The organism is Pseudomonas sp. Ag1 (assembly GCF_000278565.1).
Taxonomy (GTDB): Bacteria; Pseudomonadota; Gammaproteobacteria; order Pseudomonadales; family Pseudomonadaceae; genus Aquipseudomonas.
On the sequence record NZ_AKVH01000078.1, the window covers coordinates 1 to 22,988 of the forward strand.

Annotated in this window: 17 protein-coding genes; 10 read left to right on the forward strand and 7 right to left on the reverse strand. The window is 61.2% G+C overall.

Translation table 11 applies throughout. The annotated features are described in order from the left end of the window. Window positions 1–656 precede the first annotated feature (656 nt). From A462_RS25590 to A462_RS25580, 3 genes are all read right to left on the reverse strand, one after another. A complete protein-coding gene (locus tag A462_RS25590; RefSeq protein WP_008432408.1) occupies window positions 657–1,556 on the reverse strand; it encodes a hydroxymethylglutaryl-CoA lyase in 900 nt (299 codons plus the stop codon). Between the two features lie 12 nt (window positions 1,557–1,568). Continuing rightward, a complete protein-coding gene (locus A462_RS25585) occupies window positions 1,569–1,967 on the reverse strand; it encodes a MerR family transcriptional regulator (RefSeq protein ID WP_003211806.1) in 399 nt (132 codons plus the stop codon). Between the two features lie 67 nt (window positions 1,968–2,034). Then, window positions 2,035–2,964, reverse strand: coding sequence for a LysR family transcriptional regulator (locus A462_RS25580; RefSeq protein WP_003211805.1), 930 nt, complete (start codon window positions 2,962–2,964; stop codon window positions 2,035–2,037). Window positions 2,965–3,114: 150 nt separating this feature from the next. Here A462_RS25580 and A462_RS25575 point away from each other — a divergent pair, with 150 nt between their 5' ends. After that, window positions 3,115–4,344 carry an acyl-CoA dehydrogenase gene (locus A462_RS25575; protein WP_003211803.1) on the forward strand — a complete coding sequence of 410 codons (1,230 nt, stop codon included), beginning with the start codon at window positions 3,115–3,117 and terminating at the stop codon, window positions 4,342–4,344. A gap of 139 nt (window positions 4,345–4,483) precedes the next feature. Here A462_RS25575 and A462_RS25570 read toward each other — a convergent pair whose 3' ends face one another. Further along, window positions 4,484–5,824, reverse strand: a complete 1,341-nt coding sequence (locus A462_RS25570; protein WP_003211801.1) for a substrate-binding domain-containing protein — start codon at window positions 5,822–5,824, stop codon at window positions 4,484–4,486. A gap of 201 nt (window positions 5,825–6,025) precedes the next feature. Beyond that, window positions 6,026–6,838 carry an exodeoxyribonuclease III gene (xthA, locus tag A462_RS25565; protein ID WP_003211800.1) on the reverse strand — a complete coding sequence of 271 codons (813 nt, stop codon included), beginning with the start codon at window positions 6,836–6,838 and terminating at the stop codon, window positions 6,026–6,028. 202 nt (window positions 6,839–7,040) lie between these two features. On the opposite strand from xthA, the gene A462_RS25560 reads away from it, so the two are divergent. From A462_RS25560 to A462_RS25530, 7 genes are all read left to right on the forward strand, one after another. After that, a complete protein-coding gene (locus A462_RS25560) occupies window positions 7,041–7,691 on the forward strand; it encodes a GNAT family N-acetyltransferase (protein ID WP_003211798.1) in 651 nt (216 codons plus the stop codon). A gap of 64 nt (window positions 7,692–7,755) precedes the next feature. Next, complete coding sequence (locus A462_RS25555; RefSeq protein WP_008432416.1) at window positions 7,756–9,483, forward strand: autotransporter assembly complex protein TamA; 1,728 nt, start codon at window positions 7,756–7,758, stop codon at window positions 9,481–9,483. After that, window positions 9,483–13,166, forward strand: coding sequence for a translocation/assembly module TamB domain-containing protein (locus tag A462_RS25550; RefSeq protein ID WP_008432418.1), 3,684 nt, complete (start codon window positions 9,483–9,485; stop codon window positions 13,164–13,166). Before A462_RS25555 ends, A462_RS25550 begins: the two co-directional genes overlap by 1 nt. A gap of 145 nt (window positions 13,167–13,311) precedes the next feature. Further along, complete coding sequence (locus A462_RS25545; protein ID WP_003211792.1) at window positions 13,312–13,785, forward strand: MarR family winged helix-turn-helix transcriptional regulator; 474 nt, start codon at window positions 13,312–13,314, stop codon at window positions 13,783–13,785. Further along, complete coding sequence (locus A462_RS25540) at window positions 13,782–15,245, forward strand: efflux transporter outer membrane subunit (RefSeq protein ID WP_008432421.1); 1,464 nt, start codon at window positions 13,782–13,784, stop codon at window positions 15,243–15,245. The genes A462_RS25545 and A462_RS25540 overlap by 4 nt, the downstream gene beginning before the upstream one ends. A gap of 15 nt (window positions 15,246–15,260) precedes the next feature. Continuing rightward, complete coding sequence (locus tag A462_RS25535; protein ID WP_003211788.1) at window positions 15,261–16,478, forward strand: efflux RND transporter periplasmic adaptor subunit; 1,218 nt, start codon at window positions 15,261–15,263, stop codon at window positions 16,476–16,478. A 64-nt stretch (window positions 16,479–16,542) separates the two neighbouring features. Continuing rightward, window positions 16,543–18,075, forward strand: a complete 1,533-nt coding sequence (locus A462_RS25530; protein ID WP_003211786.1) for a DHA2 family efflux MFS transporter permease subunit — start codon at window positions 16,543–16,545, stop codon at window positions 18,073–18,075. A gap of 133 nt (window positions 18,076–18,208) precedes the next feature. On the opposite strand, the gene lpxH is transcribed toward A462_RS25530, so the two are convergent. Together lpxH and A462_RS25520 are read right to left on the reverse strand one after the other, a co-directional pair. Beyond that, window positions 18,209–18,958, reverse strand: a complete 750-nt coding sequence (gene lpxH, locus A462_RS25525; RefSeq protein WP_003211785.1) for a UDP-2,3-diacylglucosamine diphosphatase — start codon at window positions 18,956–18,958, stop codon at window positions 18,209–18,211. Beyond that, complete coding sequence (locus A462_RS25520) at window positions 18,955–19,458, reverse strand: peptidylprolyl isomerase (protein WP_003211783.1); 504 nt, start codon at window positions 19,456–19,458, stop codon at window positions 18,955–18,957. The genes lpxH and A462_RS25520 overlap by 4 nt, the downstream gene beginning before the upstream one ends. A 246-nt stretch (window positions 19,459–19,704) precedes the next feature. Between A462_RS25520 and A462_RS25515 the strand changes: the two genes are divergently transcribed. Beyond that, window positions 19,705–21,405 (forward strand): glutamine--tRNA ligase/YqeY domain fusion protein, encoded by a 1,701-nt coding sequence (locus A462_RS25515; protein ID WP_008432425.1) that lies wholly within the window; start codon window positions 19,705–19,707, stop codon window positions 21,403–21,405. Window positions 21,406–21,425: 20 nt separating this feature from the next. After that, a complete protein-coding gene (cysS, locus tag A462_RS25510; RefSeq protein ID WP_008432427.1) occupies window positions 21,426–22,814 on the forward strand; it encodes a cysteine--tRNA ligase in 1,389 nt (462 codons plus the stop codon). Window positions 22,815–22,988: the final 174 nt, after the last annotated feature.

Consider the following 22,988-nt stretch of genomic DNA (forward strand, 5'->3'; position numbering starts at 1 on the left):
GTGGGGCAAGAGCGTTTTGCTTACTTTTGCGCTGTTCAAAAGTGAGCCGCTGTAAGAGCGGAACCAATCTCAGCCATCACCCAAAAAACGGATATACACGCAAATCACCTTCCCCGAGAAAGCACAAAGGGGACCCGAAGGTCCCCTTTAATTTGTCGTTGCGTGCTCTTTTTTTATTATTGAGGGGCGGTCTATTGTTGTTTTTGGCAACCGTGGCCCTTTACCGCTGTTTTTGGCGACCCCCATCCGGGGTCAAGAGCAAACGTATTTTTTTGAGCGCTGATCTGCTTCTTCGCACGCGATCCAACCAGTGGGTAGCTACCTTGAGGTAGTTTTTTGTTCTTCTCTATCCGGTTGCGGGTTTCGGCAAGCCGTACCCTGCGAAGCACATCTTCTCCAAAAAAATCTGTTAGCTGCGTCTCTGCCGTGTTGTTTTTGTTATGTCAGAGTCGTTACGTCTTATTTTTATTAGGTTTGGTGCTTTTTATTCTTGTTATGCAATAGAGATAGCAGAAGCCGTGCCAACTTTATAAAGTCCTTTAAAATCAATGCCTTGATTTTTTGGCGAGAAATTTCCTTCAGGAAATGCGACAAAATATGTTCCCGTGTTACCCGATGTGTAGCCGCGAGGTAACACATCGTCACAAGCGCACTACTCAACCGGCGCTGCGAGCCTTCGCCACGCGCGAACCGGTGGGGCGGCCGAGTACCGTACAAATCTGCTGACCCGCCAGAATCAGCTTGTCCATGTCGATACCGGTCTCGATGCCCAAGCCATTGAGCAGGTACAACACATCTTCAGTGGCAACGTTACCGCTGGCCCCCTTGGCATAGGGGCACCCGCCGAGGCCCGCAATAGAGCTGTCGAACACCTGGATACCTTCCTCAAGGCTGGCGTAGATATTGGCGATGGCCTGGCCATAGGTGTCATGGAAGTGCCCGGCCAGCTTGTCCCGTGGCACCTGCGCGCCGACCACCTCGAACATCCGGCGTGTTGCGCCTGCAGTGCCGGTGCCAATCGTGTCGCCCAGGGACACCTCATAGCAGCCCATGGAGAACAGCTCGCGAGCGACTGCCGCGACCTGTTCCGGCGCGACCTGACCTTCATAAGGGCAACCCAACACACACGACACATAACCCCGCACACTCACACCACGCTGCCTGGCCGCGGCCATGATCGGCACGAAGCGTTCCAGGCTTTCGCTGATGGAGCAGTTGATATTGCGCTGGGAAAACGCCTCGGAAGCCGCCGCAAATACGGCCACTTCTTTTACGCCCGCCGCCAGTGCATCTTCAAAACCCCGCAGGTTTGGCGCCAGTGCGCCATAGGTCACGCCCGGCTTGCGCTGGATCTGCGCAAACACCTCGGCCGACCCGGCCATCTGCGGTACCCATTTGGGCGACACAAAACTGCCGACTTCGATGTAACCCAGGCCGGCGGCACTCAGGGCGTCCACCAATTGCACCTTGTCGGCGACGCTGATGGGTTGCGCTTCATTCTGCAGGCCGTCGCGGGGGCCCACTTCCACCAGGCGCACATGAGAGGGGAGGGACATGGCAGCTACCTTTTATGAATGGCCAACCTGGCCCTGAATGGTCTGTTCCAGCGCCTGGGTGCAACGCTCTTCGGCGGTGTCCAGTTCGAGCTTCATCTGTTCGATGTCGAGCAACTGTTGTTCCAGCTGCTCGCGGCGCTCGGCGATTTTCGCCAGCATGCTGTGCAGCTGTTTCTGGTTGCCGCTGGTAGGGTCGTAGAGTTCGATCAGTTCCCGGCACTCGGCCAGGGAAAAACCGATGCGCTTGCCCCGCAGGATCAGCTTCAGGCTGACCTTGTCGCGGGGCGAATAAATGCGCTCCTGGCCCCGGCGTTCCGGGGACAGCAGGCCTTGTTCTTCATAGAAGCGAATGGCGCGGGTGGTGATGTCGAGCTCGCGGGCGAGGTCGGAGATGCTGTAGGTCGTGCTCATGAGGGCGCTCAAGGAGTGTCTTGAGCGTTAAGCTAATGGCTGGTTGACGTTAACGTCAAGCTCGCTCCTACAGTTTGTCCAGCTTCTTCTCATGGGCCGTCACCTGCTGGCACAACTCGATCATCTGCTCGCGCATCCAGCGGTTGGCCGGATCCTGGTCGGTGCTTTCATGCCAGTACAGATGGGTTTCCACCATCGGCACATCATTCACCGGCAGGTTGAACCAGTGCAGTTCATGGCGCCGTGCAAAGCGCTCCGGCACGGTCATTACCATGTCGGTTTGCTGCAGCACCTGCGAGGCCATCAGGTAGTGCTGGGAGCGCAGGGCGATCTTGCGTTGCAGGCCCATCTTGCCCAGCGCCAGGTCGACATGGCCCAGGCCGTTGCGCCGGCTGGAGATATGAATGTGGGTCAGCGACAGGTAGTCATCCAGCGTCAGTTTGTCCTTGCCCGCCATCGGATGGCCCTTGCGCATGGCGCACACGTAGCGGTCTTCCATGAGCTTGACGTGGCGCACTTGCGGGTCGGTGTTGAGCGGCGCATCCACGGCAAAGTCCAGGCGACCGGCCGCCAGTTCCTTGGTGGTTTCCCGGCGCTTGGACAGGAAGCTCTCGATTACCACCGTCGGTGCCAGGCGGCGCAGGCGCTGGAACAGCGGCGGCAGAATCACCGCTTCGGTGAGGTCGGTCATGCTGATGCGGTAGGTCTTGGCCGCCTGTTGCGGGTTGAAGATTCGGCTTTCCTGTACCGACACCCGCAGCAGCGACAGCGCGTTACGCACCGGGCCAATGATGTTCTGGGCCATGGGCGTGGGCACCATGCCTTGGGCTGTGCGCACGAACAGCGGGTCGTTGAAGGTCTCCCGCAGGCGGGCCAGAGCGTTCGACACCGCAGGTTGAGTAATCCCGACAATCTGCCCGGCGCGGGTCAGGTTGGCTTCGGTGTAGATCGCGTCAAAGACGATGAAGAGGTTGAGGTCGACCTTGCTCAGATTCATTTCGCTGCGCTCTTATTGTTAGGTGTCCATACGCCGATCATATATCGGTGATGAATGTTAATACACGCCGAGAATAGGCTAGGTAAATTATCAACGCTGTTCTAGCATCGATTCATGACCTCAACAACCTCCATTGAGAAGGTGCTGCCCATGGATTTCGCCTATTCGCCCAAGGTTCAGGAACTGCGTGAACGCGTCACCGCGTTCATGGACGCCTACGTTTATCCGGCCGAGCCTGTGTTCGAACGCCAGGTTGCCGAAGGTGACCGCTGGCAGCCCACCGCCATCATGGAAGAGTTGAAGCTCAAGGCTAAAGCCGAAGGCCTGTGGAATCTGTTCCTGCCGGAATCCGAATTGGGCGCCGGCCTCACCAACCTGGAATACGCACCCCTGGCCGAAATCATGGGCCGCTCCTTGCTGGGGCCAGAGCCGTTCAACTGCTCGGCACCGGATACCGGCAACATGGAAGTGCTGGTGCGCTACGCCAACGAAGAGCAAAAACAGCGCTGGCTCGAACCGCTGCTGCGCGGCGAAATCCGCTCGGCATTTGCCATGACCGAGCCGGACGTGGCTTCCTCCGACGCCACCAACATGGCCGCCCGTGCAGAACGCGACGGCGACGAGTGGGTGATCAACGGTAAAAAATGGTGGACCTCCGGCGCCTGTGACCCGCGCTGCAAGATCCTGATCTTCATGGGCCTGAGCAACCCGGATGCGCCGCGTCACCAGCAGCACTCGATGATCCTGGTACCAGTGGATGCGCCCGGTGTGAAGATCGTGCGCCCGCTGCCGGTGTTCGGCTACGACGACGCACCCCATGGCCACGCCGAAGTGCTGTTTGAAAACGTCCGCGTGCCGTACGAAAACGTCCTGCTGGGCGAAGGCCGGGGCTTTGAAATTGCCCAGGGGCGCCTTGGCCCGGGCCGTATTCACCACTGCATGCGTTCCATCGGCATGGCCGAGCGCGCACTGGAACTGATGTGCAAGCGTTCCGTCAGCCGTACTGCCTTCGGCAAGCCGCTGGCCCGCCTGGGTGGCAATATCGACAAGATCGCCGACTCGCGGATGGAAATCGACATGGCGCGCCTGCTGACCCTGAAAGCTGCCTACATGATGGACACCGTGGGTAACAAGGTCGCGAAAAGCGAAATCGCCCAGATCAAGGTGGTGGCGCCGAACGTGGCGTTGAGGGTGATCGACCGCGCCATCCAGATCCACGGTGGCGCCGGCGTATCCAATGACTTCCCGCTGGCCTACATGTACGCCATGCAGCGCACCCTGCGCCTGGCCGATGGCCCGGACGAAGTGCACCGCGCAGCAATCGGCAAGTTCGAGATCGGCAAGTATGTGCCGCGGGAAATGATGCGCAGCGGGCAGTAAAACCGAGGTGTCTTCATCGCAGGCAAGCCAGCTCCCACAGGGGAATGCAGCCAACTGTGGGAGCCGGGCTTGCCGCGATGAGGCCAGTTGATCGTTTCCACGCTCTGCGTGGGAATGCTGCCCCGGACGCTCCGCGTCCTCAATACACCCAGACCTCCACCCGCCGGTTCTTGATCCGTCCCTCATCCGCCGTATTTGCCGCCACTGGCATCTCGGCACCGAACCCCTGAATGTCCCTCAGCACCACGCCGCTTTTAACCAATTCCCGGCGCACCGCCATCGCCCGCAACTTCGACAATAGCGCCGCCCGTTGCGCATCACTCTTGGCATCCCCAAACCCCACCAGCGTCACCTGCTTGTCCAGCTTGCCGTGGCTCTTTATATAAGCCACTACCCGCATCAGGTCCTGGCGCGCCTTGTTGTCGAGGCTGGCACTGCCTTCCTCAAACCGGAAATTTACCGTCAGGCGCTGCGCTTGTCGGGCAATCGCCTGGTAATCCCCGGGCATCGGCGCCCGTGGTTCCACCGCCATGGCCTGCACCTGCTGTGCGATAAAACCGTTGGCGGCGACGATCGCCTGGCCCTTGCTGCTTTGTGCAAAGTCCACCAGGGCCTTGGCCCAGGGGTTTTGTGCAACAGGTGGCAGGTAGAAGAACAACCGGCGTGACAGCGGGTAGTCCTCGGTGGCGATCAAGCTGTTCAGCGGCAGCATCGGCTGCGAGTCGCCATCGACGATGGCCACCGCCTTGGCCTGGCGCACATAGGGCAATCCGATAAAACCGATGCCCTGGGGGTCATGGCTGACAGCATCCGACAACTGCTCGCTGGATTCGAAGCGCTTGGCGCTGCCATCCAACGACTTGCCGCGCCGGCTGAGCACCAGTTCCTTGAAGGTGTCATAGGTGCCGGATTGATCATCCCGCGCGTACAGGTGAATCTGGCCACCGATGCCGCCCAGTTGTTCCCAGGTCGAGACTTCGCCGCTGAAGATTTGCGCCAGTTGCGCGGTATTCAACGTCCCCAACGGGTTGCGTGGGTTGAGGATGATCGCCAGCCCGTCAATGGCGATGACCTGTTCGGCGTCGGGGCTTTTCAGGTCGCCGAGGGCTTCGAGGTCCACCAGTTCGCTGTCCTTGATCGGCCGGGAAGACGCCGCGAGGTCGGCGCTGGCGTTTTTCAGGGCTGCGAACCCGGTGCTGGAACCATGGGCCGCCACTTCCACCGTCACCTTCTGGCCCTGGCGAGTCTTGCCGACGATGTGCTGTTCGTTGGCCTGGTCAGATGGCTCGCTGTGCACCGCTTGCAACCCCTGTTGCTCCATCAGCCCCTTGACCAGCGCCGGGCCAAGCGCCGCGCCGATGGTGTTGGAACCCTGGATGCGCAAGGCCGGGCCATGTTCGGGGAAGGGCAGAGGGGTGGAAAAAGCGGCGAGGGGAAATGCGCTGAGCAGGGCCAGCAGGGATAGAACGCGCAGCATCATGCCGGCACCTTCTCAAGCCAAAGGGAGTGCCGCGAGATTAAGTCAGAGAGGTTTCAGCAATATGACCGGCATCACGCCGTCAAAAAGTGTGGGAGCGGGCTTGCTCGCGAATACGGAGTGTCAGTCGACGTATCCGGTGACTGACACTCCGTATTCGCGAGCAAGCCCGCTCCAACATTTAACGGCGCTGCTGTTAAGAAATCAGCTCAATTCCAGCCATATCGGTGCATGATCGGAGGGTTTTTCCATGCCGCGCAGGTCGTAGTCCACACCGGCATCCTTCACCCGGGGCAACAAGCCTTGGGAAGCCAGGATCACGTCGATTCGCAGCCCGCGCTTTGGCTCGTCTTCAAAACCACGGCTGCGGTAATCGAACCAGCTGAAGCGGTCTGCCACATCCGGGTTGAGGTGGCGGAAGCTGTCCACCAGGCCCCAGTTCTTCAGGCGGGCCATCCACTCGCGTTCTTCCGGCAGGAAGCTGCACTTGCCGGTCTTCAGCCAGCGCTTGGCGTTGTCGGCACCGATGCCGATGTCGCAGTCTTCCGGGGAAATATTCACATCACCCATCACCACCACGGCCTGGTCATTGCTGAACTGCGACTCCAGGAGGGTTTGCAGGTCCTCGTAGAAGCGCTGCTTGGCCGGGAACTTGGTGGGGTGGTCGCGGCTTTCGCCTTGTGGGAAATAGCCGTTCATGATGGTAATCGGGTTGCCGTTGGCGTCGGCGAAGGTGCCCCAGATAAACCGGCGCTGGGCGTCTTCTTCGTCACTGGCAAAGCCTTTGTGCAGCGCCAGCGGTTCCTGGCGCGAGAGCAGGGCAACACCGTAGTGGCCTTTCTGCCCGTGGTAATACACGTGATAGCCGAGGGCCTTGATCTCATCCAGCGGGAACTGGTCGTCGTGGACCTTGGTTTCCTGCAGGCCGATCACGTCCGGCTGGTGTTTCTCGATCAGTGCCGCCAGCTGATGAGGGCGGGCGCGCAGCCCGTTGATATTGAAAGACACGATTTTCATGGTCGGCGGTCCAGTCTGGCAAAAGGGCGATGCTAGCCGACAAGTCGGATGGGGGCCAGCCTTGTAGCAACTGCCGAGGTACGAGGCTGCGTTAGGCTGCGAAGCGGCCTCTGGTGGCTACACTGAACGAAACAGTGCCGCAGACGTTCGTAATAACAAGAGCGCGACCTTTTGAGTCAGCGCCCAGGGGAGATTCACTGTTATGCCTGACACCTCGACTGCCATCGCCCAGATCCACATGCTCGACAGCGGCTACTCCCGCGAAGCCCGTTCGCTGTTGTACCAGGCCTATCGCCACGAGCCGACGTTCGCCTATATCTTCGAAGCCGAACGTCCCGGCTACGAACAGCGAGTCCGCGCTACGGTGCGTGAACTGGTCAAGCAACACTTCTTCCAGAAACTGCCGGCCATTGGCCTGTTGGTCAACGACCGGCTGATCGGCATCGCCCTGATCGCGCCACCGACACGCCGCCTGGGCATCACCGAAAGCTGGGCCTGGCAGTTACGGATGTGGCTGAGCACCGGTGTGCGCGGCACTCGGCGCTACCTGGAATACCATCAGGCGGTGCTGGCGTGCCTGCCCTCGGATTCGGTGCATGTGCTGCCGTTGCTGGGGATTCACCCGCAATTCCAGGGCAAACACTACGGTGAGCAATTGCTGGAAGCGGTGCACAACTGGTGCGCCGAAGACCCGCATTCCTCCGGCGTGGTGCTGGATACGGGGAATTCTCGCTATCTGGAGTTCTATAAGCGCCAGGGCTACGAAGAGATTGGCGAGGTGGCTGTAGGACCTGTTCTGGAACACGTGTTCTTTCACGCAAATCCGCAGGTGTTACAGGCTGCAACGGTTTGAGACAGAATTATTCAGACAAATCCGGGTTCTAACCCGCTCCCAAGCTCGTGTAGCATCCCGGCCTATGAAGTTTCCAGGAAGATTTACCAGCGGCTTGATTCTGCTGTTCACGAGCTGCGGCGCCTTGGCGCAAAGCGAATTGGATGTGCGCATCAAGCCTTCAAACGACGCGTTGAAAGCCAACATCGAAGGCTATATCGGCGGGGTCGGCGATCGTGACGAAGAAGCCCTGCTGCGGTTCAGCCGTGGCGCCGAGGAGCAGGCCCGCAAGGCTGCCCAGGCGTTGGGCTACTATCAACCGCAGATTGCCAGCGATGTGAAGGGCGGCAAGAACCCGCGCCTGATCCTCACCATCGACCCCGGCGAACCGGTGCATTTGCGCAATGTGACCATTCGGGTCGACGGCCAGGCCGCCGACCTCAAAGCCTTTCGCGTGCCCGCCAGCGACCAACTCAAATCCGGCGCCGTGCTCAACCACGGCAACTACGAAGACGCCAAGCGCGTCATCCAGAACCAGGCGTCACGCTACGGCTTTTTCAGCGGGCGCTTTACCAGCCAGAAACTCTCGGTCGACCCCAAGGCGGGTGTGGCCGATATCGAACTGATTTATGACAGTGGCCCACGCTACACCTTGGGCAAGGTCAGCTTTGCCGGCGATACGCCGTTTGATGAAGACCTGCTGCAACGCATGGTGCCGTTCAAGAGCGGCACGCCTTACGACTCCGAACTGATCGCCGAACTCAACCAGAACCTGCAATCCAGCGGCTTTTTCGAGGGCGTGCGCGTGGACGCCGCCCCGGCGGCCTCGACCAATGACGTGATCCCGGTGGCCGTGCAACTGGAAACCCGCAAGCCGCGCACCATGGGCCTGGGCCTCGGTTACTCGACCGATGTCGGTCCACGGGGCAAGGCCAACTGGACGCGCCACTGGGTCAACCCCCAGGGCCACAGTTATGGCTGGGAAGCCGAGCTTTCCGCGCCTCGGCAGAACGTCGGGTTGTGGTACGACATTCCCATGGACCCGCCACTGACCGACAAACTGCGCTTTGCCGGCGGCTACCAGAATGAAGAAATCGCCAACACCGACACCCTGAGTAAACTGCTCACCCTCGGCCCCGAGTGGCACAGCAAGTTGCCCAGCGGCTGGACGCGGGTGATCTCGCTCAAATGGCAGCGCGAAGAATATCGCCTGGGCAACGACTCGGGCCTGAGTACGCTGCTGATGCCGGGCATCAGTTATTCCTACCTGCGCAGCGACAACCGCATCGACCCGCACAATGGCTATCGCCTGCTGTTCGACGCCAAGGTCGCCAAGGAAGGCCTGGGTTCCGACACCAATCTGCTTTACGGCACGGCGACGATCAAGGGCCTGACCACCCTGTGGGATAACCATCGTTTCCTGGCGCGGGCGCAGTTTGGCGGCAGTGCCACCAACGGCTACAAATCCGTGCCGCCGTCGTTGCGCTTTTTTGCCGGTGGCGACCAGAGCGTACGGGGTTACGAGTACCAGACCCTGTCCCCGGAAAACGATCGTGGCGACCGCATCGGCGGCCGCTACATGGTGGCCCTGAGCGCCGAGTACCAATATTCCATCGCCGAAAAATGGCGGATCGCGACCTTTATCGACCAAGGCAACTCGTTCAACACCCTGGAAATGCCAAGCCTGAAAACCGGCGTGGGTGTGGGTGTGCGCTGGGTGTCGCCGGTTGGCCCGATCCGCCTCGACCTGGCCCATGCCCTCGAAGATCCGGGCGGCATTCGTTTGCACTTTTCCATGGGGCCTGAGCTGTGATGCGTGGTTTGAAAATAGCGGGGCTGGCCATTCTGGCGGTCCTCGCGGTGATAGTGCTGGCACTGTGGACGGTGCTGGGTACCCAAGCCGGCAGCCGGTGGGTGCTGGGCCAGGTGCCGGGTTTGACCGTGGAGAATTTCCAGGGTCGCCTGGGCGGGCAGTGGAGTGCCGACCATCTGTTATGGCAGCAGGACAGCAGCCGCGTGGAGCTTCAGGCGCCGAAGTTCGACTGGTCGCCCGCGTGTTTGATGCGCATGACCTTGTGCATCAACCAACTGGATGTGGAGCAGGTGAGCCTGCAATTTCCACCCGGCACCGAAGAAAGCAGCGGCCCGATTACCCTGCCGGACCTGAAACTGCCGGTCGCCCTTCAGTTGGGTGACATCCGCGTTGGCAGCCTGCTGTTCAATGGCAGCGAAGAGCTCCAGGGCCTGCAGCTGGCGGCGCACTGGACTGCCGCCGGGATGCAGATCGATTCGGTGCACCTGCAACGGGACGGTTTGGTCCTTGACCTGTCCGGCCTGCTGCAACCCACCGGCAATTGGCCGCTGGCCGCCAGCGGCAACCTGAGCCTGCCTTACGCGCCGGGCGGTGCGCCCTGGACGCTGGCGCTCAAGGTCGATGGCGATTTGCTCAAGACCCTCAAGCTCGACGCCGACAGCAGCGGCTACCTGCCGGCCAAGCTCAGCGGCGAATTGCAACCGCTTGTGGAAAACCTGCCGGCGCAGTTGCACATCACCGCCGACGGCTTCAAACCCAGCGCCGATTTGCCCGATACCCTGCAACTCAATCAGCTGGACCTGACCGCCAAGGGCGACCTGAGCAACGGTTACCAGTTGCTGGGCAAAGCCGTACTGCCCGCGGAAAAAGGCCCGGTGGACCTGCTGCTGCAAGGTAAGGTCGACGCCAAGGGCGCGCAGATCGCCGGGCTGGATTTGAATGCCGGTGACAAGCAAAGCCTCAAGCTCAGTGCCAATCTGGACTGGCAGCAAGGCTTCAGCGCCGACGCAAAAATCGACTGGCTGGATTTCCCGTGGCATCGCCTGTACCCGGTGATCGACGAACCCCAGGTGGCCTTGCGTACCTTCAATGGTGAAGTTTCCTACAAGGACGGCAACTACCTGGGCAACTTCAAGGCCGACCTCGACGGCCCTGCGGGCAAGTTCAGCCTGGCCAGCCCGTTCAGCGGCGACCTCAAGCAAGTGTTCCTCCCCGAGCTGAAACTCGCGGCCGGTCAGGGCAAGGCCGAAGGCCACCTGAACCTGCAATTTGCCGATGGCATCGCCTGGGACACGGCGCTGGACCTGTCGGCCATCAACCCGGCGTACTGGGTCGCGGAACTGCCGGGTACTCTGGCCGGCCCGCTGCGCAGCAAGGGCGAAATGAAGAACGAGCAACTCAAGCTCAATGCCGACCTCGACCTCAAGGGCCGTCTGCGTGGCCAACCTGCCGTGCTCCAGGCCAAGGCCGAAGGCGCAGGCGAGCAATGGACCCTCGGCACCCTGGACATTCGCCTCGGCGACAACCGCATCTATGGCAGCGGCAGCCTGCAACAGCGCCTTGCCGGGCAGATCGACATCAAGCTGACGCGCCTCGCCCAGCTCTGGCCGCAACTGCGCGGGCAGATGAATGGTCGCCTCGACGTCGCCGGCACCCTGAAAGCGCCGCAAGGCAAGCTCAACCTGGTTGGCCAGCAACTGGCGTTTGAAGATAACCGCCTGCAAAACCTGACCCTGGACGCGAACCTGGATAATGCCCAGCGCGCCAAAGTCGACCTGAAAGGCAGTGGCATCCAGGCCGGTGAAACCCAGCTCGGCACCTTCAGTGCCAGCGCCCAGGGCGATATCAAAAGCCAGAAAGTCCAGCTCGACCTGGCCGGCCCGTTGCTCAAGCTGGCCCTGGCCCTGGACGGCAACCTCGACAAAGGCAACTGGCGCGGGCGCCTGGCCAGCGGCGATGTGCAAGCCGGTGGCCAGGACTGGAAGCTGCAAGCGCCGGCGAAGATCGAGCGCCTGGCCGATGGCAAGCTGACCTTTGCGGCGCACTGCTGGGTCTCCGGCCCGGCGAGCCTGTGCGGCGAAGACCAGCGCCTGATGCCCGAGCCGAAGCTGCGTTATCACCTCAAGCAGTTCCCAATCGACAGCCTGGCGCAGTGGTTGCCCAAGGATTTCGCCTGGCAGGGCAAGCTCAATGCCGACGTGCAGCTCGACCTGCCGGCCAGCGGCCCCAAAGGCGTGGTCTCGGTGGACGCCAGCGGCGGTACCCTGCGGGTCAAGGACAAGGACCAGTGGCTGGATTTCCCCTACGACACGCTGAAGCTGGAAACCACCCTCAACCCCACGCGCATCGACACCCAGCTCAATTTCCGTGGCGGCAAGCTCGGCGAGTTGCTGTTGCAGGCGCAGCTCAATCCGCTGGCAAAGAACAAGCCGATCACCGGCAACTTCACCCTGACCGGCCTCGACCTCGCGGTGGCCCGCCCCTTTGTACCCATGGTCGAGAAGCTCAACGGCAAGCTCAACGGTAACGGGCGAATTGGCGGCAGCCTGCTGGCGCCTCAGGTCAACGGCAGCATCAACCTGGTGGGGGGTGAAATCTCCGGCCCGGAACTGCCCACCAGCATTGAAGGCCTGAATATCCAGGCGTTGATTGCCGGCGAAAGCGTGCAGCTCAATGGCGGCTGGCGCAGCGGCAAGGCCGGGCTGGGCACTATCAAGGGGCAGATCGACTGGGGCCAGGCCCTGGCGGTGGATATCGCGCTGCAAGGCACGCAACTGCCGGTCACCGTGGAACCGTACGCGGCCCTGGAGGTGGCGCCCGACCTGAAGATCAGCATGAAGAACGACAAGCTGGCGATCTCCGGCAAGGTGCAGATTCCCAAGGGCGAGATCACCGTGCGGGAATTGCCCCCATCGACGGTCAAGGTCTCGGATGACACGGTGATCGTCGGCAGCCAGACCGAAGAGGGCAAGCCGCCGATGGCCATGGCGATGGACATCGATGTGGAGGTAGGCAAGGACAAGCTGAGCTTCGCCGGGTTTGGCCTTACCGCCAACCTGCAAGGCCATGTGCACATCGGCGACAACATGGACACCCGTGGTGAACTGTGGCTCAACGACGGCCGCTACCGTGCCTACGGCCAACGCCTGACTGTGCGCCGCGCGCGATTGTTGTTTGCCGGGCCGATTGACCAGCCGTTCCTGGATATCGAAGCGGTGCGGATCACCACCGAGCCGTCCCGGACCGTCACCGCCGGTATTCGTCTGAGCGGCAGTGCCGAGCAGCCGACTACGCAAATTTTCTCGGAGCCGGCCATGGCCCAAGAGGATGCATTGTCGTACCTGGTGTTGGGGCGTTCGCGCACCACCAACGGTGAGGACAACAACATGCTGGCCGAAGCGGCGCTGGGTCTTGGGTTGATGGGCAGTGCCGGGGTTACGTCGGACATCGCCAAGAACCTGGGCATCCAGGACTTTGAACTGGACACCCAGGGCAGTGGCAACAACACCGCCGTGGTGGCCAGCGGCAAGATCTCCGAGAAGCTCAGCCTGCGTTATGGCGTGGGGGTGTTCGAGCCGGCCAACACCATCGCCTTGCGCTATTTGCTGAGCAAGAAGGTGTACCTGGAAGTGGCCAGCGGCGTGGCCAGCTCCCTGGATATTTTCTACAAGCGCGATTTCTGATCCGTCCACGGTAATGGTGGGAGCCTGGCTCCCACCATTTATCCGCTAATTAGCAAGCAACCTAACTATTCGTTTGACATTCGCTGCCTAGGCAGTAACATCGTGACATACATTCACTGCTTAGGCAGTTAATAGGTTGATCTCGATGAAGCACTTCACCCCCGAAAACTTCCACAACTGCCACCTCGGCCTGCTGCTGGGCCGGGCTGCGCTGCTCAAAGACAAGATCATCGACACCCACATGGAACCCCACGGCATCACGGCCGCGCAGTTCAAGGTGTTGATCATCATGGCCCAGTACGGCGTCGACACCCCCGCCGAGCTGTGCCGCAACCTGTCGTTGGACAGCGGCTCCATGACCCGCATGCTCGACCGCCTGGAACAAAAGGACCTGCTGGCGCGCAAGCGTTCCGAGCAGGACCGGCGCCAGGTGCAGTTGGTGCTGACCGCCGAAGGCCAGCGCGTGGCCGACATGCTGCCGCACATCGGTGCCCAGGCCCTGAACCAGTTGGCGGGCGCCCTGGAGCCGGGTGAATTGCAAACCCTGGAAAAAATCCTGAAGAAAATTCTGATAGCTGCGGGTGACCCCATCACCATCCAGCGGGTAGGTAGTGCATGAACAATCGCTCCTTGCGTGCCGGCCTCAGCCTTGTGCTGGTGGCCATGACTATGGCCGGTTGTGCCAATTTCAGCGGCTTGGACACAGAAGGCAAACGCCTCGAAGCCAATAACCTGCAAACCGGCAAATCCCTCAGCGGCGTGACCCTGTCCACCGCTGCCTGGCCCACCGCCGACTGGTGGAAAGGCCTTGGCGATCCACAGCTCGACGGCCTGATCCAGGAAGCCCTGCAGAACAGCCCCGACATGCAAGTGGCCAGCGCCCGTGCCCACCAGGCCGAAGCCGCTGCCTATGCCGCCGACGCCGAGCGCATGCCGACCCTGGATGCCAGCGCCGGTGTCAGCCGTTCGCGCCTGGCCAAGGACCAGGACCCGTTGGGCCAGGGCGATGCCTACGCCACCGTGCGCAACATCGGTGCCAGTTTCAATTACAACTTCGACCTGTGGGGCGGCCAGCGCGCCGCCTGGGAAGCCGCGCTGGGCCAGGCCCGCGCTGCCGAAGTCGACCAACAGGCCGCGCGCCTGACCCTCGCGGCCAACGTCGCCAAGGCCTACAGCGACCTGGGCCAGGCCCATATCGTGCGTGACCTGGCCAATGATGACCTCAAGCGCACCCGGCAGATGCTCGACCTGGGCCAGCGTCGCCTGAACTCCGGGATCGACAGCCAGTACCAGTACCAGCAAACCGAAAGCCTGGAAGCCAGCTCCCAGTCGCAACTGATCGATGCGGAAAAGCAACTGCAGAGCGCGAAGATCGCCCTCGCAGTGTTGCTCGGCAAAGGCCCGGACCGTGGCAGCGAACTGGTACGCCCCAACGTGCTCAAGCCGAGCGCGGTTGCGGTGCCTTCGGTGTTGCCTGCCGAGCTTGTGGGCCGTCGCCCGGACCTGATCGCCGCACGCTGGCGGGTGGAGGCGGCGAGCAAGAACATCGCGGCCAGCAAGACCCGTTTCTACCCCAACCTCAACCTGAGCGCGAGCGCCGGGGCCGAGTCGTTGCTGGGGGATGCGATGTTTGGTTCGGCCAGCCGCTTCTTCAGCATTGCGCCGACCGTCTCGCTGCCGATCTTCGACGGCGGCCGCCTGCGCGCCGACCTCGACGCTCGCGACGCCGACTACGACCTGGCCGTGGCCCAGTACAACAAAACCCTGGTGCAAGCCTTGGGCGATATCGGCAACACACTCTCGCAATTGCGCGAGACCGGCCGCCAGATCCAGGCCCAGCAACACGCCGCTGACATTGCCCAGCAGTCCTACGACACCGGCGTCCAGCGTTACAGCTCAGGTATCGGCAATTACCTGGACGTGCTCAGCATCGAACAGCAACTGCTCCAGGCCCAGCGTCAGTTGGCCACCCTGAATGCCGAGCAAATCGATCTTTCGATTCAACTGATGCAGGCCCTGGGCGGCGGTTTCCACGCCGATAACGTGGCCTCGACCACCCCAGCCACGCGCACTGAATAATTCAAGGTACTTGTCATGGCCACTGCCGAAACCAGCAACAACGCTCCTGAAACAAACAAGGCTGAACAACCCAACACCAGCAATCCGCGCAAACGCAAAGTCATGCTGTTTGTGCTGGCGCTGATCGTCATCCTCGGCGCCTTGGGCGTGTGGGGTTGGTACGAATTGTATGGTCGCTTCAGCGAAAGCACCGACGACGCCTACGTCAACGGCAACGTGGTGGAAATCACCCCGCTGGTGACCGGCACCGTGGTGAGCATCGGCGCTGACGACGGCGACCTGGTGCATGAAGGCCAGGTGCTGATCAACTTCGACCCCAACGACGCGGCCGTCGGCCTGCAAAGTGCCCAGGCCAACCTGGCCCGCACCGTGCGCCAGGTGCGTGGCTTGTACAGCAACGTCGATGGCATGAAAGCCCAGGTGCTGGCGCAACAAGCCAACGTGCAAAAGGCCCAGGACAACTACAACCGACGCAAGAACCTCGCTGCCGGCGGGGCGATTTCCCAGGAAGAACTGTCCCACGCCCGTGACGACCTGACCTCGGCGCAAAACGCCTTGGCCAACGTGCAGCAACAGTTCAAGACCAGCAGCGCCCTGGTGGATGACACGGTGATTTCGTCCCACCCGGACGTGCAGGCTGCCGCCGCACAGTTGCGCCAGGCTTACCTGACCAACGCCCGCAGCACCCTGATCGCACCGGTGACCGGCTATGTGGCCAAGCGTACCGTGCAATTGGGCCAGCGGGTCCAGCCGGGTACTGCACTGATGGCGGTGATCCCGCTGGATCAACTGTGGATCGACGCCAACTTCAAGGAAACCCAGCTGCGCAATATGCGTATCGGCCAGCCGGTGGATATCGAATCCGATATCTACGGCAGCGACGTGAAATTCAGTGGCACCGTCGACAGCCTCGGCGCGGGCACGGGCAGCGCGTTTGCCTTGCTGCCGGCGCAGAACGCCACCGGTAACTGGATCAAGATCGTGCAACGGGTGCCAGTGCGTATCCATGTGAACGCCGATGAGTTGGCCAAGCACCCGCTGCGCGTGGGCCTGTCCACCGTGGTCGACGTCGACCTGCACGACCAGAGCGGCCCGGTACTGGCCCAGCAGGCGCCGCAGAAGGCGTCGTTCACCACCAACGTTTACGACCGCCAGTTGGCCGAAGCCGACGCGATGATCACCCAATTGATCCATGACAACAGCGTCGCCGCTCCCAAGGCTGCCCAGCGCTGATTCGCCAATCCATCAGCTGCGGCCCCGGCGGCCGTAGCGCCAATCATGTTGCACAGGATTCGCGATGAGTAACGCTAACGCCTCCTTCACGCCGCCCAGCTTGCTGATGGCCACCATCGGCCTGTCCCTGGCGACCTTCATGCAGGTGCTCGACACCACCATCGCCAACGTGGCGCTGCCGACGATTTCCGGCAACCTCGGCGTGAGTTCGGAGCAGGGCACCTGGGTCATCACCTCGTTTGCCGTGAGCAACGCCATCGCGCTACCGCTCACCGGTTGGCTGAGCCGTCGCTTCGGCGAGGTGAAGCTGTTTCTGTGGGCCACCATCCTGTTTGTGCTGGCCTCGTTTCTCTGCGGTATTTCCACCTCGATGCCCGAGCTGATCGGCTTTCGGGTATTGCAAGGCCTGGTTGCCGGCCCGTTGTACCCGATGACTCAGACGCTGCTGATCGCGGTCTATCCCCCCGCCAGGCGTGGTATGGCCCTGGCGTTGCTGGCGATGGTCACGGTGGTGGCGCCGATTGCCGGGCCGATCCTCGGCGGCTGGATTACCGACAGCTACAGCTGGCCGTGGATCTTCTTTATCAACGTACCCATCGGCATCTTTGCCGTGATGGTGGTGCGCTCGCAACTGAAGAAACGCCCGGTGGTCACCAGCTACCAACCGATGGACTACGTCGGCTTGCTGAGCCTGATCGTCGGCGTCGGCGCCTTGCAGATCATCCTCGACAAGGGCAACGACCTGGACTGGTTCGAGTCGAACTTCATCATCATCGGCGCGGTGATCTCGGCTGTCGCCCTGGCGGTGTTCGTGATCTGGGAAATGACCGACGAGCACCCGGTGGTCAACCTGCGGCTGTTCGCCTATCGCAACTTTCGTATCGGCACGATTGTGTTGGTACTCGGGTACGCGGGTTTCTTCGGGATCAACCTGATCCTGCCGCAATGGCTGCAAACCCAGATGGGCTACACCGCCACCTGGGCGGGCCTGGCGGTGGCGCCGATCGGGATCCTGCCGGTGTTGATGTCGCCATTTGTGGGCAAGTACGCGCACAAGTTCGACCTGCGCTTGCTGGCTGGCCTGGCGTTCCTGGCGATTGGCTTGAGTTGCTTCATGCGTGCCGGGTTTACCAATGAAGTGGACTTCACCCACATCGCCCTGGTGCAGTTGTTCATGGGGATCGGCGTGGCGTTGTTCTTCATGCCGACCTTGAGCATCCTGATGTCCGACCTGCCGCCGGCGCAAATCGCCGACGGTGCAGGCCTGGCGACCTTCCTGCGGACCCTGGGTGGCAGCTTTGCGGCATCGTTGACCACCTGGATCTGGATTCGCCGGGCGGACCAGCACCATGCCTACATGAGCGAAAACATGACCACCTACGACTCGGCCACCCGGGACGCCTTGCAGGCGCTCGGCGGGGCAGGGCACAAGGCGTATGCGCAGTTGGACCAGATATTGACGAGCCAGGCGTACATGATGTCCACCGTGGATTACTTCACGTTGCTGGGGTGGATGTTCATGGCGTTGATCGTGATTGTATGGCTGGCGAAACCGCCGTTTGCAGCGAAGGCGGGGCCGGAGGCTTCTGGCCACTGATCGAAAGACCGAACTCGGTCAATGTGGGAGCTGGCTTGCCTGCGATGCAGGCACCTCGGTACATCAGATGCATCGAGGTGATGCTATCGCAGGCAAGCCAGCTCCCACATTTGATGGGTGTTGTGTCTGAGGATCAGGCGCCAGGCAAGGCCAACTGCGGGTTGACGAAGTCAAACGCCGCCAGTTGAAACCCTTGCTCATCCACCTGCAATGCCCACCCTTGCTTGTCCCAATCCCCAAGCACAATGCGCTTGGCCGCTTGCTCGCCAATCTGCAACTTGTGAATCGCCGGGCGGTGGGTGTGGCCATGCACCAGCGTACGCACGCCGAACTGCTGCATCACCCTCGGCACTTCCTCGGGCGTTACATCGACAATGTCGTTGGTCTTCATTCGCGTCTGCGCGCGGCTTTCACTGCGCAGCTTGCGCGCCAGCTTGTGCCGCGTGCGCAAGGGCAGGTGGCGCAGGATGAACAGCGTGATGGGGTTACGCAGGATGCGCCGCAGCTTCATATAGCCAAGGTCGCGGGTACACAGGCTGTCGCCGTGCATCAACAGCACGGGCTCGCCTGCGAGTTGCACCACACTCGGGTCCTTGAGCAAGGTTGCGCCTGCGGCTTTGCAGAACGCCTTGCCGATCAGGAAATCCCGGTTGCCATGCATGATGAAAATCTGGGTGCCGCTGTCGCTCAGCTCGCGCAGAGCCTGGCAAATCGAACGCTGGAAGGGCGTCATCCCATCGTCGCCAATCCAGGCTTCAAAGAAGTCCCCCAGAATGTACAACGCCTGGGCAGAACGGGCGCGGCCGTGCAGTAAATCCAGAAACGCCCGGGTTATGTCCGGGCGCTCCTCTTCCAGATGCAAATCTGAAATCAGCAATATCACTCAACGATCTCGGCTTTCTCGACGATAACGTCTTCTACCGGAACGTCCTGGTGACCTGCCTTGCCGGTGGTTTGCACACCCTTGATCTTGTCGACAACGTCCTGGCCTTCGGTGACTTTACCGAATACCGCGTAGCCCCAGCCCTGCACGTTCTTGCCGCTGTGGTTCAGGAAGGTGTTGTCGGCGACGTTGATGAAGAACTGCGCGGAGGCCGAATGCGGCTCCATGGTACGGGCCATGGCGACGGTGTACTTGTCGTTGGAAAGGCCGTTGTCCGCTTCGTTCTGGATGCTTGGACGCTTGTCTTTCTTTTCTTTCATGCCAGGCTCGAAACCGCCGCCCTGGACCATGAAGTTGCCGATGACACGGTGGAAAACAGTGTTTTCGTAGTGGCCGGCTTTAACGTACTCGATGAAGTTGGCGACGGTGATCGGCGCTTTCTCGGCGTTCAGCTCGATGACGATGTCACCGTGGTTGGTGGTCAGTTTGACTTGAGTCATGTTCACTACTCTTTCAAGGAATTCGTGGGTTTGGGCGTTTTGCGCCTTACCTGCTTGGCAAAAACGGCAGCCAAGGCGCGCAGTTTAGCGTGACCTGCGGGAATTTCGAGGTGGTTTTTTACCGCCCGTGCAATAAATGCAGCAGTTTTTGGCCACGCTCTGTCAGGGCCTTGACAGCATCGGCTATGATAAGCCCTTTGTTTGTCGGCCTCACCCGGCCAAGTACTTCGTCTGTTCAAGGATCCTATGAGCAAGCCCACTGTCGACCCTACCTCGAATTCCAAGGCCGGACCTGCCGTCCCGGTCAATTTCCTGCGCCCGATCATCCAGGCGGACCTGGATTCGGGCAAGCACACGCAGATCGTCACCCGCTTCCCGCCTGAGCCCAACGGTTACCTGCACATCGGCCACGCCAAGTCGATCTGTGTGAACTTCGGCCTGGCCCAGGAGTTCGGTGGCGTCACGCACCTGCGTTTCGACGACACCAACCCGGCCAAGGAAGACCAGGAATACATCGACGCCATCGAGAGCGACATCAAGTGGCTGGGCTTCGAATGGTCCGGTGAAGTGCGCTATGCCTCCAAGTATTTCGACCAGTTGTTCGACTGGGCCGTCGAGTTGATCAAGGCCGGCAAGGCCTACGTAGACGACCTGACCCCGGAGCAAGCCAAGGAATACCGTGGCACCCTGACCGAGCCGGGCAAGAACAGCCCGTTCCGCGACCGTTCGGTGGAAGAGAACCTGGACTGGTTCAACCGCATGCGCGCCGGCGAGTTCCCGGACGGCGCCCGTGTACTGCGTGCCAAGATCGACATGGCCTCGCCGAACATGAACCTGCGCGACCCGATCATGTACCGCATCCGCCACGCCCATCACCACCAGACCGGTGACAAGTGGTGCATCTACCCGAACTACGACTTCACCCACGGTCAGTCGGACGCCATCGAAGGCATCACCCACTCCATCTGCACCCTGGAGTTCGAAAGCCACCGTCCGCTGTACGAATGGTTCCTCGACAGCCTGCCGGTACCGGCGCACCCGCGTCAGTACGAGTTCAGCCGCCTGAACCTGAACTACACCATCACCAGCAAGCGCAAGCTCAAGCAACTGGTCGATGAAAAGCACGTGTTTGGCTGGGACGACCCGCGCATGTCGACGCTGTCGGGCTTCCGCCGCCGTGGCTACACCCCGGCATCGATCCGCAATTTCTGCGAGATGGTCGGCACCAACCGCTCCGACGGCGTGGTCGACTACGGCATGCTCGAATTCAGCATCCGTCAGGACCTCGACGCGAACGCCCCGCGCGCCATGTGCGTGCTGCGTCCGTTGAAGGTGGTGATTACCAACTACCCGGAAGGCCAGGTCGAAAACCTCGAACTGCCACGTCATCCGCAGAAAGAAGAACTCGGCGTGCGCAAGCTGCCGTTCGCCCGTGAAATCTACATCGACCGCGATGACTTCATGGAAGAGCCGCCAAAAGGCTACAAGCGCCTTGAGCCGAACGGCGAAGTGCGCCTGCGTGGCAGCTACGTGATCCGTGCCGACGAAGCGATCAAGGACGCCGATGGCAACATCGTCGAACTGCGTTGCTCCTACGACCCGGACACCCTGGGCAAGAACCCGGAAGGCCGCAAGGTCAAAGGTGTGGTGCACTGGGTGCCGGCGGCGGCCAGCGTCGAGTGCGAAGTGCGCCTGTACGATCGCCTGTTCCGCTCGCCGAATCCCGAGAAGGCCGAAGACAGCGCCAGTTTCCTGGACAACATCAACCCTGACTCGCTGCAAGTTCTCACGGGTTGTCGTGCCGAGCCATCGCTTGGCGACGCACAGCCGGAAGACCGTTTCCAGTTCGAGCGCGAAGGTTACTTCTGCGCGGATATCAAGGACTCGAAACCCGGTGCTCCGGTATTCAACCGTACCGTGACCTTGCGTGATTCGTGGGGCCAGTGATTCTGTTTTAAGGAACTGTCGTGCTAACGATCTACAACACACTCAGCAAGACCAAAGAAGTCTTCAAGCCGCTGGATGGCAACAAGGTGCGCATGTACGTGTGCGGCATGACCGTGTACGACTACTGCCACATCGGCCACGGCCGCAGCATGGTTGCCTTCGACCTGGTGACCCGCTGGTTGCGTTTCAGCGGTTATGACCTGACGTATGTGCGCAACATCACCGACATCGACGACAAGATCATCAATCGCGCCAACGAAAACGGCGAGTCGTTCGACGCGCTGACCGAGCGCATGATTGCTGCGATGCACGAGGACGAGGCACGCCTCAACATCCTCAAGCCGGACATGGAGCCGCGCGCCACGGACCATATCCCGGGCATGCACGCGATGATCCAGACCCTCATCGACAAGGGTTACGCCTACGCCCCGGGCAATGGCGACGTGTACTACCGCGTCGCCAAGTTCATGGGCTACGGCAAGCTGTCGCGCAAGAAAATCGAAGACCTGCGCATCGGTGCGCGGATCGAAGTCGACGAAGCCAAGCAAGACCCGCTGGACTTCGTGCTGTGGAAAGGCACCAAGCCCGGCGAGCCGAGCTGGGAGTCGCCATGGGGCGCCGGGCGCCCGGGCTGGCACATCGAATGCTCGGTGATGTCCACCTGCTGCCTGGGGGAGACCTTCGACATTCATGGCGGCGGCAGCGACCTTGAGTTCCCGCACCACGAAAACGAAATCGCCCAAAGCGAAGCGGCCACCGGCAAGACCTACGCCAACGCGTGGATGCACTGCGGCATGATTCGCATCAATGGCGAGAAGATGTCCAAGTCCTTGAACAACTTCTTCACCATTCGCGACGTGCTGGAAAAGTATCACCCGGAAGTGGTGCGCTACCTGTTGGTGTCGAGCCATTACCGCAGCGCGATCAACTACTCGGAAGACAACCTCAAGGACGCCAAGGGCGCCCTGGAGCGTTTCTACCACGCGTTGAAAGGCCTGCCCTCCGTGGCGCCTGCGGGCGGCGAAGCGTTTGTTGCGCGGTTCACCGAAGTGATGAACGACGACTTCGGTACGCCTGAAGCCTGCGCGGTGCTGTTTGAAATGGTGCGCGAGATCAACCGCCTGCGCGAGAGCGATCTCGACGCAGCGGCGGGGCTTGCCGCACGTTTGAAAGAGCTGGCGAGCGTGCTGGGCGTATTGCAGATGGAAGCCGATGACTTCCTGCAGGCGGGCGCTGAAGGGCGTGTGGATGCCGCTGAAGTTGATGCGCTGATTCAGGCACGTTTGACTGCCCGGGCCAACAAGGACTGGGCGGAGTCTGACCGTATCCGTGACCAACTGACCGCGATGGGTGTGGTGTTGGAAGACGGGAAGGGCGGTACGACGTGGCGGTTGGCTGATCAGGCTTGATCGGTGATTGCTGAATGAAAAACGCCCCGACTGGTTCGGGGCGTTTTTTTTTGCCTATCTATCCGTTATTCGGGGGGCGATTCTTACAGCATGTCTTGGACGGGACACCTGTGCGGGGACATGGTTGACACATCGAGGGGCGAGCAAGCCATCTCAAGATCAAACGCAGAGCTG